Raw genomic sequence first — 13,427 nt, forward strand, 5'->3', positions numbered from 1 at the left:
GCCCTCGTCGATAACGGTATCGGGGGCTGCCCTGCAGCCCATCGACGCGGTTCGTCGCCACGACAAGCCAGCTCCCACAGGTAATGCGCAGGTCTTGAGGGCAACACGGTCGGTGTGGGAGCTGGCTTGCCGGCGATGGGCCGCACAGCGGCCCCCGCTTTACCTTCACTTGTACCTGACTGGCGCGGTCACGCTCTGCCCCAGCGCCGATTTCACGGTCACCGTCGCCGGCGTGGCCGGGCCATAGCCGCTGGTGGTTGCCACCAAGCGCCAACTGGCACCGCTGCCCGTGGCGGTCATTGTGGCGGTGCCCAGGTTCACCGGGCCGCCGGTAGTGGCAGCGGTCACAGTGATGCTGTTGCCCGTGGCCACTGTTGTGGTGCCGGCGATTTCCCAGGTGAAGCGGTTGCTGCTGAGCACCTGTACCGTGGCACTGGTGACCTGGATCTGGTCGATCGCCACCGCCGCGCCCACCGCGATGCTGACCGTGGCCGGCGCTACCGATTCGGCGCCCTTGCTGTCACGCGCCGAGTAGTTGAAGCTGGCGGTGAACGGTGTGGTGACCGTGGCCGGCGGGGTGTAGGTCACGGTGGTGCCATCTGTGCTGGTGTTGCCCTGGCCAGAGTCCGGTTGGCTGAGGCCGACGACCTTCAGCGGCAGGTTGCCTTCCGGATCGCTGTCGTTGGCCAGCACATTGAGAGTGATCGGCTTGCCGGCCGTGGTTGCCGCGCTGTCGTTGGCCGCGACCGGCGGTTTGTTGGCCGGATCTTCGCCACGGCCCTGGGTGCGGAAGGTCGGCAGGCCAACCGAAGCGACGTACTCCACGCCATCCCAGCCTGGCAGAGGGGTCGGCATCACCTGGAACTGGCCTGGGTGCTCCAGGTCCCAGCGCAGCAGCATCGACGAGTCTTCATGCTGGGTGTTGTGGCAGTGTTCCATGTAGGTACCAGCAAACTCGCGGAATCGGATTGCCACTTCCACCTCTTCCGAAGAATCGATATCCGGCCCGATGCGATACACGTCCTTGCGCGCCCATTTTTCCCATTCTGGCGGTGCCTTGCCGTCGCGGCTAAGGACCACGCCTTCCTCGAAGTGCACATGCACCGGGTGGCTCCAGCCATTGCCGCCGTTGATGATCTTCCACACTTCCAGGGTGCCGTCGCCGCTGAAACCGCCGTCGGTGGACTGCTGGGCCAGTTGCGGCGCCGCGTTGATGCGTCGTGGGTCCATGCTGTAGCCAAAGCCGCCGTCGGTCTTGATGGTCCAGGGCTGGGTGTCGGTACCGTCCGAACGACCGAAGATGAACTCGCGGTGTCGGGCAGCCTGGAGTTTGGCCTGGTCGGTGGCAGAGTTGCGGTCGATGGGCAGCGGCAGCATCTTCATGCCTGCGGCCTTGCCCGGTTTGGCCGGTTCATAGGCTGCCGGGTTCATGCTGAGGTCCTGGCCGCTGTAGGGCTGTACCACAAGCTGCAGGAACCTGCCGATTGCCGGGTCGCCGTTTTCCCAGCGCGGGCCTTTGCTGGTCTGCTTGATCACCGGCTTGTACTTTTCCGACAGCACGTCGGCCAGCGAGATGGCGCCTTCCGGGCCCTTGCCACTCTGGTGTTCCTCAAGGTTGACGAAATACAGCTTGTCGCCGACCTTGATGCCGTTCTTGGCGAAGTTGATGATGATGTCGTAGCGCTCGGCGATGCCTTGCAGCGGCAGGATACCGTTGTTGTCCTGCAGGTTGCCGTCACCGTTGAGGTCCATGGTGCCGTCGAACGGCACGGTGTGTTCCATGATGTTGCCGTCGTTGGCGATCATGTGGAACGGCACCCGTGCATACGACAGGTTGGAGCCGGTGGGGCCTTTGAACTCACCACTGGTACCGGCAATTTCCCGCACCACGGCAAACTTGAAGTAGCGCGACACCGAGCCGTTGAGGATACGGAAGCGGTAGCTGCGCGCACGTACCTTCAGCACGGGCCGGTACTGCCAGTTGACCAGGATCTGGTCACCGAGGAAGCCATCGGTGTTGAACGGGTTGAACCACAGCTGCCCATTGGCATCCCAGGCCTTGTCGGCGATCACCAGGTTGACGTCGTAGTCGCGGTTGCCCCACGGCATGCCCGAGCCGCTGGGGAAGCGCAGGTTCACGCCATCCTGCAGGGCCTCGTTGCCGCGGTCCAGGGCGCTGTAGTAGTTCATCATCACGGCGTTGCCTTTGTAGACGTTCTGCGCCGTGAAATCCATCATGTGGTCGTGGAACCAGTGGGTGCTCATGGTTTCGCGCCAGTCACCCCGTATCTTGATGCTGCCGTTCTGGCAGGTTTTCACGCCGGGCGAGGCGTCATTGACGAACAGGGTTTCACCCGGCGAGCAGGGGAACGCCGCACGCGCGTCCTGGGCGAGGGTGTTGATGGTGTCGTAGCCGGCCAGCTGCAGCGGCCAACGGTAGTCGTAATACTGGCCGGGGAAGAAGTAGGCATTGGCATAGCCGTCGCTCTCTGCCGGCGAATGGCCGTTGTGTTCGTGTGTGGAGAGGGTGTGCAAGCCAAAGCCGTAGTTGGCCGATGGGTCGATCGGCAGGGCGTTGTAATGGCGCATCAGGATCGGCTGGCCATAGCGCGCCATCAACAGTTTGGGCGGGAAGGTACCGTCGAAGGTCCATAGCGACTTGTGGTTTTGCAGTGGCATCCTCGGGTGGAAGCGGGTGTCGATGCCCTTGGTGGTGCCCAGCGTGTTCGGGATGTCGGAGGTCTGGTAATACAGGCCGCCCGGGGCGAACTCACCGACCGCATAGTTGTGCAGCTGCTTGCGGTCACGCAGGCCGAGGTTGATGCGTGCACCGGCCTGGGCGGTCTTGAACCCCGCCTGTGGGTAGAACTCGTTCCAGCGCTGGTGCGACCAGCCTTTTCCTGGTGGCCGGCCTTCCGCTGGCGAGCCAACCGGCTTGCGGTTCAGGAACATCTCGATCTGCGCCTTCCATGGGTTGCGGTCGAGCACGTTGGAATACTGGGTCGGGAACGGGTACAGGCCCGGTTGTTTGAGGAAGGCTTCCAGGGCCGTACCGGCAGGGCCACTGCGAGCGACCACGTCAGGGTCCTGCGCCGGTGCTGCGCCCAATGTGGGCACCGGGAAGGTAAGGGCGGGCGGCGGCAGCGTGGGGTCGAGCTTTTCGGTGCCAAATTCCTCGAACAGCAGTAACTGCTGGGTAAACGGCAGCGCCCCGAACAGCGGGCTGGGCTTGCCGTTGGTGGGGTATTTGTTGTCGGTTTGCAGGGCCGGTGGCAGCACATTATTGGCGCTAACCGTGTCGCGGTTGCCGTATGCACCATCGGTCAATTCGAGTGAACCGCCGTTGGCTTCCGGCATGCTGTACAGGTCGAGCAAGGGCTGGGTCGGGTCCGCAGGCTGGTCTGTGTAGGCCGAAGGGTCGGTCGGCGGAGGCATGCTGTTGTCATCGAGGGGAGCGGCGGTAGCCGTGATCAGCCCGAGGCCGAGCATCAGCGTAGTGACGGTGGACAGCTGAAATGCAGGCCTGGCGGGGTGGATCATGGCAGGTGTTTTCATTGCCGTATGCCTCGTTCGCGACATCATGGCTTGCGGCCATCAATGGCTTTTTGCCCGTTTCTGGGGCTAGAGCAACGGGTGTGCCAACCCAGAAGCGAGGAATGTGTTTCCAAACAAATCCTTGCGGCGCCTATGGCGCGCAAAATAACGTGGCGTCAAAAATGGGTAAGGGGCCCCACTAGTGGGTCACCCATTGCCCAAAGATTGGGTGACAGCAGCGGTGCCCTGGGGTATACCTGAGCGCCACCAAGGGGAGCCCGGCCAAGGGCTGAGAAACCGCTGAACGCTGCAGCGCGGTGACCCTTCGAACCTGATCCGGATCATGCCGGCGAAGGGATTGGGGCTTGCAACCTGCCTTTTCGCCGGCCTCACTGCGAGGCCCGTCCATGCCAACCATCGTGGTCTCGCTGTCTCCACCATCAAGGACAGCAACATGACCGAACGCTTCAGCCAGTCCCTGCGCCGCCGCAGCGAGCCGACCTGGTCGGCGGCCGTTGGCCACCGCTTCGTCACCCGATTGTGCGACGGCAGCCTGCCGGACCCGATCATGGTCGACTACCTGGTGCAGGACCACCGCTTCCTCGACAGCTTCCTGACTCTGCTGGGCGCAGCCATCGCCACCGCCGACACGTTCGAGGCGCGCCTGCGCTTCGGTCGTTTTGCCGGGATGATCTGCAGTGACGAGAACACCTACTTCCTGCGCGCCTTCGAGGCCCTTGGTGTAGGTGCTGCACAACGCAGCCAACCGGCCGACACGGTGCCAACCGCAGGTTTCAAGGCGATCATGCGCGAAGCGGCGGCCACCAGGTCCTATGCAGCCGCACTGGCAGTACTCAACGTCGCCGAAGGCCTGTACCTGGACTGGGCGCTGAAGGCGCCAAAACCGATGCCGGACAATTTCGTCCACGCCGAATGGATCACCCTGCACGACAACCCGGCATTCCAGGACTTCGTTGCCTTCCTGCAAGCCGAACTTGACCGCGTCGGCCCGCAGGAAGCCGCGCTGGCAGGTGACTTCTACCAGCGCACCGTGGCGCTGGAGCTGGCCTTCTTCGATGCCGTCTACCCGGAGGACAAATGAGCCTGGATATCTTCGACCGCCTCAAAGCGGCCGCCGAACCGCAGTGGAACAGCTACGTCGACCACGAATTCGTGCGCCGGATGGGCGAGGGTACGCTGAGCGAAGCCGCCTTCCGTACCTATCTGGTACAGGATTACCTGTTCCTCATCCAGTTCGCCCGCGCATGGGCGCTGGCCGCCTACAAAAGCCGCCGCCCGGCCGATATCCGTGCTGCGCAGGCCGGGCTGGCGGCGATTCTGGATGAAACCGAGCTGCACTTGCGCCTGTGCACACGCTGGGGCCTGACCCAGGCCGATATCGAGGCCGCGCCTGAACACCAGGCCACGGTTGCCTATACCCGCTATGTGCTGGACTGCGGCGCTGCGGGCGACCTGCTGGAGCTGCATGTGGCGCTGGCGCCTTGCGTGATCGGCTATGCCGAGATTGGCCGGGCGCTGTCCGAGCGCATTGGCGATCTGGGCAACCACCCGTACCGCGAGTGGATCGCCGAGTATGCCGGTGAGGGCTACCAAGGTGTTGCAGCGGCGGCGCGCAAGCATCTGGATGAACTGGCGGCGCGAAGCATGACCGAGCAGCGGTTTGCCGAGCTGGTGGGGATTTTCGGCCAGGCGTCCAGCCTGGAGGCGGACTTCTGGCAGATGGGGTTGGCTAGCCAGTAATGTATTGCACGGTCCGCGCTAGCCGGGCAGATGCGATTTCCGTCACTATTCTGGTAGGGCCATCAGCCAAGCCCAGGGAGAAGCATCATGAACATCATCAACGCACGCCTGCGCGGCAAGCCCGGCCTGTTCCGCATCGAGCTCAGCGGCGAACGCATCGCCGCCATCGTGCCCCAGGGCGAAGGGGTGGCCGCGTGCGCTGCCGATGACCTGGACGCCGGGCAGAACCTGGTGGTGGCGCCCTTCATCGAACCGCACATCCACCTGGACGCCACGCTGACCGCAGGCGAGCCGCAATGGAACATGAGCGGCACCCTGTTCGAAGGCATCGAGCGCTGGGCCGAGCGCAAGGCAATCACCACCCACGACGACATCAAGCGCCGCGCGAAAAAGACCATCGGCATGCTGGTAGACCATGGCATCCAGCATGTGCGCACCCATGTCGATGTCACCGACCCCACCCTGACCGCTCTCAAAGCCATGGTCGAAGTGCGTGATGAAGTGCGCGACATGCTCGACCTGCAGATCGTCGCCTTCCCCCAGGAGGGGATCGAGTCGTACGCCAATGGTCGGGCGCTTATGAGCGAGGCGGTGGCCATTGGCGCCGATGTGGTCGGCGGTATCCCGCATTTCGAGAACACCCGCGACCAGGGCGTGTCGTCGGTTAAGTTCCTGATGGACCTGGCCGAGCGCACCGGCTGCCTGGTGGATGTGCATTGCGACGAGACCGACGACCCACAGTCGCGCTTCCTCGAGGTGCTGGCCGAAGAGGCCCGGGTGCGCGACATGGGTGCCCGGGTGACGGCCAGCCATACCGTGGCCATGGGCTCGTACGACAATGCCTACTGCTACAAACTGTTTCGCCTGCTCAAACAGTCGGGTATCAACTTCGTCTCCTGCCCGACCGAAAGCATTCACCTGCAAGGGCGTTTCGACAGTTACCCGAAACGCCGTGGCGTCACCCGCGTGGCCGAACTCGACCGGGCCGGGATGAACGTCTGTTTTGGCCAGGACTCCATCGTCGACCCTTGGTACCCGCTGGGCAACGGCAACATCCTGCGTATTCTCGAGGCCGGCCTGCATATCTGCCATATGCTGGGCTACGAAGACCTGCAACGCTGCCTGGACCTGATCACCGACAACAGCGCCCGCACCCTGAACCTGGGCGAACGCTACGGCATTGAGGTGGGGCGCCCGGCGAACCTGTTGCTGCTGTCCGCGCCAGACGATTACGAGATGGTGCGCAGCCAGGGGCATGCACTGGTGTCGGTACGCAACGGTAAGGTGCTGATGCGGCGTACGCCGGCGCAGGTGCAACGCTTTGCCTGACGCCGGCGTGGTTTCAGGCGGCCAGCGCAGCCAGCACGCAGCTTGAGATCTGCGCATCCTGCACGGCTACGCCGGTCAGGTCCGCCAGGGTTATCTGGTCATCATGCTCACGCCCCTTGGCACGGCCAGCCAGCAGCGCACCCAGTTCGCTCAGCTGGGTTGCGTCGATCAAGCCGCTGTTCAAGGCATGGGCAACCTCGCCGTACTGGCTGCACTGGGCCATCGAGTCGACGACGACGCGATCCGCCCTGGCCACTAGCGCCGGGTCCAGCTCCTGCTTGCCTGGCGCATCGGCACCGACAGCGGTGATGTGCGTGCCGGGCTGCACCCACTCGCTGCGCAATAGCGGTTGGCGCGACGGAGTCGTGCAGACGATCAGGTTTGCCGCCGCGGCGACCTCTGCGGGATCACGGGTGGTCCGCACCTCGTAACCTAGCGCAGAGGCAAAGGTGCTGTAGGCGGCAAGCCCGCTGTCCTGGCGCCCCCAGACAATGACCCGGCGGCAGTCGGTAACTGCGCCCAGCTGTTCAAGCTGCATCCGCGCCTGCATGCCGGTACCCAGGATGCCAATGGCGCTGATCTGTGTCGGCGCCAGCAACCGCGCAGCGATACGCCCGGCCAGGGCTGTGCGCATACCGGTCAGCCACCCCTCGTCCTGCAGCAAGGCCAGCGGCTCCCCGGTGAGCGCAGACAGCACCAGCATCAAACCGTCGTTGCTCGGCAAGCCCCTGGACGGGTTGTCGTAGAAGCCGGTCGAGAGCTTGACCGTGAAGGTGGCGCTGCCCGCTAGGTAAGCCGACTTGACGCAGCAGTCACCGTTGGCCTCGGGGAAGGCAAAGCCCTGGACCGGCGGGACCTGCGCCTTGCCCTCGGAGTAGGCGATGAAGCCTTGTTCCAGGCAACGTACCGCGGCTTCCGGGTCCAGGCTGGCGGTGATCTGCGCTTTGCTGAAAACCTTCATTGGACAGCCTCGAGGAATTTGTCGAGCAGGATGTTGCGGCCACACACGACCACCGCCACGTTCTTGCCGCGGTAGCGCTCGGCAAGCTTTTGCATGCCCGCGACCGCAACAGCGGCGGCACCTTCGATGATCCAGCGCTCACTGCTGGCGACATCGCGCATGGCGGCCCTGATCTCGGCCTCGCTGACCAGCACGGTGTCGGTCAGCAGCGCCTGGCACAGCGGGAAGGTGATGCTACCGGGCTCGACACCGCCGGCCGTGCCATCGGACAGCGTGTCAGTCGCTTCCACGTCGATGATTCTGCCGGCCTTGAGCGACTGCTGCAGGGCGGGGTCATTTTCTGGCCAGCAACCAATGATGTCGATGCCAGGTTTGAGTACCCGCAAGGCCGCAGCAATACCGGCAATCATTCCGCCACCGCCCACGGCAACGAACACGGCGTCCAGCTCTGGCGCCTGCTCGAACAGCTCGATGCCGATGGTGCCTTGGCCCGCGATGACTTGCGGGTCGTTGTAGGGCGACACGAACGGTTTGCCCTGGGCCTTGGCCTGGCTGGCTGCTTCCAGTTCCGCACTCAGCGGGTCGGTGGGCAGGCAGACCACTTCGGCGCCCAGTGCACGCATGGCTTCCACCTTGTACGCAGAGGCAGAGGTGGTGGTGTAAACGGTGACAGGTACCCCAGCCCGCTTACCCGCCAGCGCCAGTGCCTGCCCGTGGTTGCCGGAGGAGGCGGCAATCACGCCTTGCTGGTGTCGGTCGACCGGCAACAGACGGATCTTGTTGCTGGCTCCACGAAACTTGAACGAGCCGGTGTGCTGCAAGTGTTCGCACTTGAGCAGCACGTTGCAGCCGCTCATTGCCGACAAGCGGGCGCTGTAGGTCAGTGGGGTGATGCTGACGGCCGGGCGCAGCGCCACATGGGCATCCTTGATCGCTTCGTATAGCGCATCCAGGTAACGGGTATCTACAACGGAAGGAGAAGCGGTGGCGGCTGACATGACTGCATTCCTGTCTATTCGTGGAAAACATGTCCACCGTAGACTATTAATCCATATCAGGCAAGAGGGTGCGCGCAACCGTTGGCGCCCGAGACCGGCCGCCCGCGTAATGGGCTACAGGGGAGGAGTTGTCGCCTAGGTGCGGAATTCCTTCAGGTACTTGTACACCGTGGCCCGGCCCATGTTGAGCACGTTAGCGACGTAGTCGGCGCCGCTGCGCCCCTCGAACGCGCCTTCAGCGTGCAATGCTTGCACCAGGCTGCGCTTGTCTTTTATCTGCAGCGTTTGCAGTGACAGGTTGCGCTCCTGCAGCCAGGCATGCAGGAAGGTGTTGATGCGTTCCTGCCAGTCGTTGCGGAACAGCGAATCCGGCTGCGGCACCAGCCGGCTCACCTGGAAGAACGCCTCCAGCGCCGCGCGGGCCTGCTCCAGTACCGACACGTTCAGATTGATGCACATCAGGAACTCGGCTTCACCGTCGCTGTTGCGCAGCACGGTACTGATGGAGCGGATCTTCTGGCCGTTCCAGTTGAGCTTTTCGTAGGGCCCAAGGTTGGCACCGTTCAGCAGGTCGCCCAGTTCGTGGTCGATGGCCGAGTCATCGCCCAGTTTGCGCTGGGAGAAATTGTTGGCGATGTGCACGACCGTCTGGCTGCGCAGTTCATGGACGATGACTTCTGCGTGCGGGTACAGCAGCAGGGCGATGCTGTCGGCGATTGCCTTGTAGTTTTCCAGGGTCATTTTCGGTCGGTGATCGGGTGCTGGACGCCCATGGTGGCGGCAAAGCGCAACCGACACAAGGCAGCTACAGGCAGGGTCGGTACATTCGCCCGGCTGGAAACCGCTCTGTTTTCCCTGTCACATGCGATAAGCCGTGATTATTCCACCTCATTAAATGTTTGCAGGGTAGATTGCGAGGCAGCATAATTGGTACGTAATTACATGGTACATAACACGGTACAAAATCGTAGGAGCAAGCATGGCCCGGGGCGGTATAAACAAGGTTGTAGTGCAGCAGGCGCGTCAGGCGCTGATTGCCCGGGGCGAGAATCCCAGCATCGATGCCATACGTATCGAGCTGGGCAACACCGGGTCCAAGACCACGATTCACCGCTACCTGAAAGAGTTGAACGGCCAGCAGCCTGTGGCCGCCGAAGGCGGCATGGCGCTGAGCGATGTGCTGAGCCGATTGGTCGGGCAACTGGCAACCCAGTTGCAGGACGAGGCCGACCTGAAGATCGAGCAGGCCGAAAGCGCCTTCGCTCGACAGCGCGAACAACTGGAGGCACAGCTGGCCATTGCCCAGCAGGCACTGGCTGCGGCGCATCAGCAGCATCAGATCGACGTGGCCGCACTGGCCGCCGAGTCGGAAAAACTGCTTTCCACCCAAAGCACGCTGCAGGCCGAACAGTTGCGCAGTGCCAGCCTCAACCAGTCGCTGGGCGAGCTGCAGGTGCGCCTGGCCGACAAGGATGAGCAGGTCAAATCACTGGAAGACAAGCACCGTCATGCCCGCGACGCGCTGGAGCACTACCGCACCGCCAGCCGCGAACAGCGTGAGCAGGAACAGCGCCGCCACGAATCGCAGCTGCAACAGTTGCAGGTGGAAGTGCGTCAACTGCAGCAGGGCATGATCGTCAAGCAGGACGAACTGACGCGCCTGCACCGCGACAACGAGCGCTTGCTGGGTGAACATCGTCAGGCCGTCAGCGCCTGCAGGGCGCAGGATGAACTGCTGGAACAGCGTGATGCGCAGATACAGGGCTTGCGCACAATCCTGGCTCAGGCACAGGGCGCCAGCGAGGAGATGCGTCGGCAGCTGGATGTGCAGGCACAGAGCCTTGAAGCCAGGCGCGACGTGTGCGCGGAACAGGCTCGCCAACTGCAGTGGCTCGAGGAACAGCTGAAGGAACGTGATGAAGCGCTGGTTCAATGCCGTACTCGGCTAGCCGCGAAAACAGATTAATCAAACTTTTCCCGGCCGGTGGTTTCTTCCCTAGACACGCACCGGAGATAGCCTCATGCCTGAAGCAGAACAACCAGGAAAACACCCCCAAGGGCCCCATTCGTCCGAGCAGGCGAACAAGCGCGAGGACTTGGGTTTCGATCCTGATTCGCCAGATGTGGAGGATCCACAAGTCGACCCTCAAGGGCCTGCCAAGCCACCGCGGGATGACGAAAAATCCCCATGAAGGCGGCAGTGTCGCGAAGGGCCGCGCAGCGGCCCCCGCGATCGGGATGGCATTGCCAGGGCCGCAGGCTCGAGCCCTTGGCCAGGCAAGCCCGGCTCGCTCGACTCAGGACTCCGCCTGCCTGGCCGCCTCCACGCCCGCAGCCGAGAGTTTGATCGGATAATTCACGCTGATCTGGTGGTCGCTGCTTACCGCCACGCTGCCATCCTGGATCAAACCGGCCTCCTGCAGCGTCTTCAACATACCGGCAACGGCTTTCTCGCCCCGATAGTTGTCCAGCACTTCCTTGCCCAGCCCCTGGGGGTGAGCGTGCAGCAGACGAGTCAGCACTTCGGCTTTCAATGCATCGTTGCTCATGGCGGGCCTCACTTGCCGTGTTTGGCCTGAAGCGCCTTGGCATGCTCCAGATGCTGTTCGAGCTTGGGCAGGGTTTCGCTCGCAAAGGCCTTGAGCTCAGCCTTGTCTGACGAAGCCGCCTCCTTCTTGAACAGCTCCACCGCCTTTTCGTGAGCGTCGACCTGGTTGTTGACGTAGGACTTGTCGAACGATTCCTCCCGCCATTCCAGGATCATCTTCTTGACCTTGTCGGTTATTGCCGCTTCGTCGGGTACGGAAATGTCCAGCTTGCGAGCAATGTCGCCGAGCTTCTGATTGGCCTGGGTGTGGTCGGTGACCATCTGCTGGGCGAAGGTCTTGATCTCGGCATCCTGGCTTTTTTCCAGGGCCAGTTTGCCAGTGACCACCTCGGCAATGCCGGCTTCGGTGGCCGCCTCGACGAAGTCATCGGAGCCCGCCGCCAATGCGTGTACCGATGCCAGGCCCAGCACCATGGAAAAACCGACTCGCTTGATGAAGAGACTGCTCATGCTTCACTCCTTAAACCGTGACGCGACCTCAGTGTCGCGTACGGTTGAGGGTGCAGGCGCGGCAAAGGTTTAATCTTTTTCCTGGCCGGCTTCGCTCAGGTGGTGCTGAACTATAGTGAAAGGCGGCGAACGCGGTATGGCCAGGGAATTCAATGGGTGCAACCAGGAAACAGGATGAGGACGGACTTTTCGCCGTAAGCGGCGAGGGCCGCGCCGTGGCGCTGTTCCGCCTGGTGGTCGCGTTCATGCTGGTGGTGATGCTGGCCTTCGCGGTCGTGGAAGGCTGGCGTATCTGGCGCGACTACCGGCACGCCTTCACCAATGCCGAGAACATGGTTACCAACCTGGCCCGGGCCACGGCGCAACATGCCGAAGACGCCATCCGCCAGGTCGACGCCATCACCGCGGCGCTGGCCGAGCGGCTGGAAGGCGACGGTTTCGGGCATATCGACCGGCCGCGCCTGCATACCTTGCTGGTCCAGCAAAAAAACATCATGCCGCAACTGCACGGGTTATTCGTGTATGGCCCGGATGGTAGCTGGATCGTCACCGACCAGGCGGACGTTCCGGCCAATGCCAACAATGCCGACCGTGATTATTTCATCTACCACCGCGAGCATACCGACCGAGGGGTACACATTGGCTCAGTGGTGCGCAGCCGTTCCACTGGTGACCTGATCATCCCCATTTCACGGCGCCTGGAACATGCCGACGGCAGTTTCGCCGGGGTGTTGTTGGGCACCATCAAGGTGGAGTGGTTCGTGCGTTACTACGGCGACTTCAAGATCGACGAACGTGGCGCACTGGTGCTGGCCAAGCGTGACGGTACCATCCTGGTGCGGCGGCCGTTCGTCGAGCAGGCGGTGGGCCGCAGCCTGCGCAACAGTGAGATCTTCCGCAACCACTTGCCGCATGCAAACGAAGGAGTGGTCGAGGCGGTCGCCGTGGTGGACGGTACGCCACGGCTGTATGGCTATCGTGCGCTGTCGAGCTATCCGTTAGTGGTGGAGGCGGGCTTGTCGCGGGAGTCGATCATCGCGCCGTGGCGCCGCGATGCGATCAAATCGGTGTCGGTTTTGCTGCTGCTACTGGTGGGGTTGGCGGCCTTTGGTGGTGTGGTGCTGCGCCAGTTGCGCGAGCGTATTGCCATCGAGCGGGCCCTGCACCAGGCACACCAGACCTTGAAGGCCCTGGCGCTGACCGACAGCCTGACCGGCCTGGGGAACCGTCGGCGGCTGGATGCGGTGTTCGAGCCGGAGCTGCGCAGGGCGCGACGCCAGGGCTATCCGCTGGCGCTGGTGATGCTCGACCTGGATTACTTCAAGGCCTACAACGACCGTTACGGCCACCCAGCGGGCGACCAGTGCCTGCGGCGTTTTGCCGAGTTGCTGCAACAGGCGCTGAAGCGGCCGGCCGACCTGGCTGTGCGCTTTGGGGGCGAGGAGTTCACTCTGCTGCTGCCCGATACGGATACTCGCGGGGCGGAACTGCTGGTGCAGGAGGTGCAGCAACTGTTGCGCCGGCAGCTGTTGGAGCATGCGGGTAGCCCACTGGGGCGGGTATCGTTCAGTGCGGGAATTGCCGTGGGTGACCCGGCGCGGGAGGAGGTGACGGCCGAGCGGCTTATGGCGGCGGCGGATGCGGCGCTTTATCAGGCCAAGCGCCAGGGCCGGGATGGGTATTGTGTGGCGGGGAGTATGGCGGTCGGGCTGGAAGAATGATTTCTTTCAATTACCGGTACCGGCCTAGCCGGCAAGCCAGCTCCTACAGGTACTGCACATGGCTT

Annotated in this window: 12 protein-coding genes and 1 riboswitch; of the genes, 6 read left to right on the top strand and 6 right to left on the bottom strand. The window is 63.2% G+C overall.

The window, feature by feature from the left end; translation table 11 throughout:
• Nucleotides 1-165: 165 nt before the first annotated feature.
• Complete coding sequence (locus tag CAF70_RS12545; protein WP_085624989.1) at nt 166-3,555, bottom strand: Ig-like domain-containing protein; 3,390 nt, start codon at nt 3,553-3,555, stop codon at nt 166-168.
• A gap of 239 nt (nt 3,556-3,794) precedes the next feature.
• Nucleotides 3,795-3,910, top strand: a riboswitch (TPP riboswitch).
• Between the two features lie 78 nt (nt 3,911-3,988).
• On the opposite strand from CAF70_RS12545, the gene CAF70_RS12550 reads away from it, so the two are divergent.
• The 3 genes from CAF70_RS12550 (at nt 3,989) to codA (ending at nt 6,624) form a co-directional block, all read left to right on the top strand.
• Nucleotides 3,989-4,636: a TenA family protein gene (locus CAF70_RS12550; protein ID WP_085624991.1), complete on the top strand. Its 648-nt coding sequence runs from the start codon at nt 3,989-3,991 to the stop codon at nt 4,634-4,636.
• Nucleotides 4,633-5,295 (top strand): thiaminase II, encoded by a 663-nt coding sequence (gene tenA, locus CAF70_RS12555; RefSeq protein ID WP_085624993.1) that lies wholly within the window; start codon nt 4,633-4,635, stop codon nt 5,293-5,295. The genes CAF70_RS12550 and tenA overlap by 4 nt, the downstream gene beginning before the upstream one ends.
• An 87-nt stretch (nt 5,296-5,382) precedes the next feature.
• Complete coding sequence (gene codA / locus CAF70_RS12560) at nt 5,383-6,624, top strand: cytosine deaminase (protein WP_085624997.1); 1,242 nt, start codon at nt 5,383-5,385, stop codon at nt 6,622-6,624.
• A 13-nt stretch (nt 6,625-6,637) separates the two neighbouring features.
• Here codA and CAF70_RS12565 read toward each other — a convergent pair whose 3' ends face one another.
• From CAF70_RS12565 to CAF70_RS12575, 3 genes are all read right to left on the bottom strand, one after another.
• Nucleotides 6,638-7,585, bottom strand: coding sequence for an ornithine cyclodeaminase family protein (locus CAF70_RS12565; protein WP_085624999.1), 948 nt, complete (start codon nt 7,583-7,585; stop codon nt 6,638-6,640).
• On the bottom strand, nt 7,582-8,583 hold the full coding sequence (locus tag CAF70_RS12570; RefSeq protein ID WP_085625001.1) for a threonine/serine dehydratase: 1,002 nt from the start codon (nt 8,581-8,583) through the stop codon (nt 7,582-7,584). The genes CAF70_RS12565 and CAF70_RS12570 overlap by 4 nt, the downstream gene beginning before the upstream one ends.
• Before the next feature lie 135 nt (nt 8,584-8,718).
• Complete coding sequence (locus CAF70_RS12575) at nt 8,719-9,324, bottom strand: transcriptional regulator (protein ID WP_085625003.1); 606 nt, start codon at nt 9,322-9,324, stop codon at nt 8,719-8,721.
• 238 nt (nt 9,325-9,562) lie between these two features.
• Between CAF70_RS12575 and CAF70_RS12580 the strand changes: the two genes are divergently transcribed.
• Nucleotides 9,563-10,549, top strand: a complete 987-nt coding sequence (locus CAF70_RS12580; protein ID WP_085625005.1) for a DNA-binding protein — start codon at nt 9,563-9,565, stop codon at nt 10,547-10,549.
• A 55-nt stretch (nt 10,550-10,604) separates the two neighbouring features.
• The gene (locus CAF70_RS27915; RefSeq protein ID WP_256573284.1) at nt 10,605-10,775 is read left to right on the top strand and encodes a DUF6021 family protein; all 171 of its coding nucleotides are present in this window, start codon (nt 10,605-10,607) and stop codon (nt 10,773-10,775) included.
• A 105-nt stretch (nt 10,776-10,880) separates the two neighbouring features.
• Here the strand turns inward: CAF70_RS27915 and CAF70_RS12585 are convergent, their stop codons facing one another.
• Together CAF70_RS12585 and CAF70_RS12590 are read right to left on the bottom strand one after the other, a co-directional pair.
• Nucleotides 10,881-11,132, bottom strand: coding sequence for a hypothetical protein (locus tag CAF70_RS12585; protein WP_013972652.1), 252 nt, complete (start codon nt 11,130-11,132; stop codon nt 10,881-10,883).
• A gap of 8 nt (nt 11,133-11,140) precedes the next feature.
• Nucleotides 11,141-11,641 carry a DUF4142 domain-containing protein gene (locus CAF70_RS12590; RefSeq protein ID WP_085625007.1) on the bottom strand — a complete coding sequence of 167 codons (501 nt, stop codon included), beginning with the start codon at nt 11,639-11,641 and terminating at the stop codon, nt 11,141-11,143.
• A 152-nt stretch (nt 11,642-11,793) separates the two neighbouring features.
• On the opposite strand from CAF70_RS12590, the gene CAF70_RS12595 reads away from it, so the two are divergent.
• Complete coding sequence (locus CAF70_RS12595) at nt 11,794-13,362, top strand: sensor domain-containing diguanylate cyclase (RefSeq protein ID WP_085625009.1); 1,569 nt, start codon at nt 11,794-11,796, stop codon at nt 13,360-13,362.
• Nucleotides 13,363-13,427: the final 65 nt, after the last annotated feature.

Source organism: Pseudomonas sp. B19(2017) (assembly GCF_002113165.1).
Taxonomy (GTDB): Bacteria; Pseudomonadota; Gammaproteobacteria; order Pseudomonadales; family Pseudomonadaceae; genus Aquipseudomonas.

What these genes read in the sequence shown, in the direction of transcription:
- CAF70_RS12545 (WP_085624989.1), bottom strand. Translation starts at nt 3,555, where the DNA reads ATGAAAACACCTGCCATGATCCACCCCGCCAGGCCTGCATTTCAGCTG.
- CAF70_RS12550 (WP_085624991.1), top strand. Translation starts at nt 3,989, where the DNA reads ATGACCGAACGCTTCAGCCAGTCCCTGCGCCGCCGCAGCGAGCCGACC.
- tenA (WP_085624993.1), top strand. Translation starts at nt 4,633, where the DNA reads ATGAGCCTGGATATCTTCGACCGCCTCAAAGCGGCCGCCGAACCGCAG.
- codA (WP_085624997.1), top strand. Translation starts at nt 5,383, where the DNA reads ATGAACATCATCAACGCACGCCTGCGCGGCAAGCCCGGCCTGTTCCGC.
- CAF70_RS12565 (WP_085624999.1), bottom strand. Translation starts at nt 7,585, where the DNA reads ATGAAGGTTTTCAGCAAAGCGCAGATCACCGCCAGCCTGGACCCGGAA.
- CAF70_RS12570 (WP_085625001.1), bottom strand. Translation starts at nt 8,583, where the DNA reads ATGTCAGCCGCCACCGCTTCTCCTTCCGTTGTAGATACCCGTTACCTG.
- CAF70_RS12575 (WP_085625003.1), bottom strand. Translation starts at nt 9,324, where the DNA reads ATGACCCTGGAAAACTACAAGGCAATCGCCGACAGCATCGCCCTGCTG.
- CAF70_RS12580 (WP_085625005.1), top strand. Translation starts at nt 9,563, where the DNA reads ATGGCCCGGGGCGGTATAAACAAGGTTGTAGTGCAGCAGGCGCGTCAG.
- CAF70_RS27915 (WP_256573284.1), top strand. Translation starts at nt 10,605, where the DNA reads ATGCCTGAAGCAGAACAACCAGGAAAACACCCCCAAGGGCCCCATTCG.
- CAF70_RS12585 (WP_013972652.1), bottom strand. Translation starts at nt 11,132, where the DNA reads ATGAGCAACGATGCATTGAAAGCCGAAGTGCTGACTCGTCTGCTGCAC.
- CAF70_RS12590 (WP_085625007.1), bottom strand. Translation starts at nt 11,641, where the DNA reads ATGAGCAGTCTCTTCATCAAGCGAGTCGGTTTTTCCATGGTGCTGGGC.
- CAF70_RS12595 (WP_085625009.1), top strand. Translation starts at nt 11,794, where the DNA reads ATGGGTGCAACCAGGAAACAGGATGAGGACGGACTTTTCGCCGTAAGC.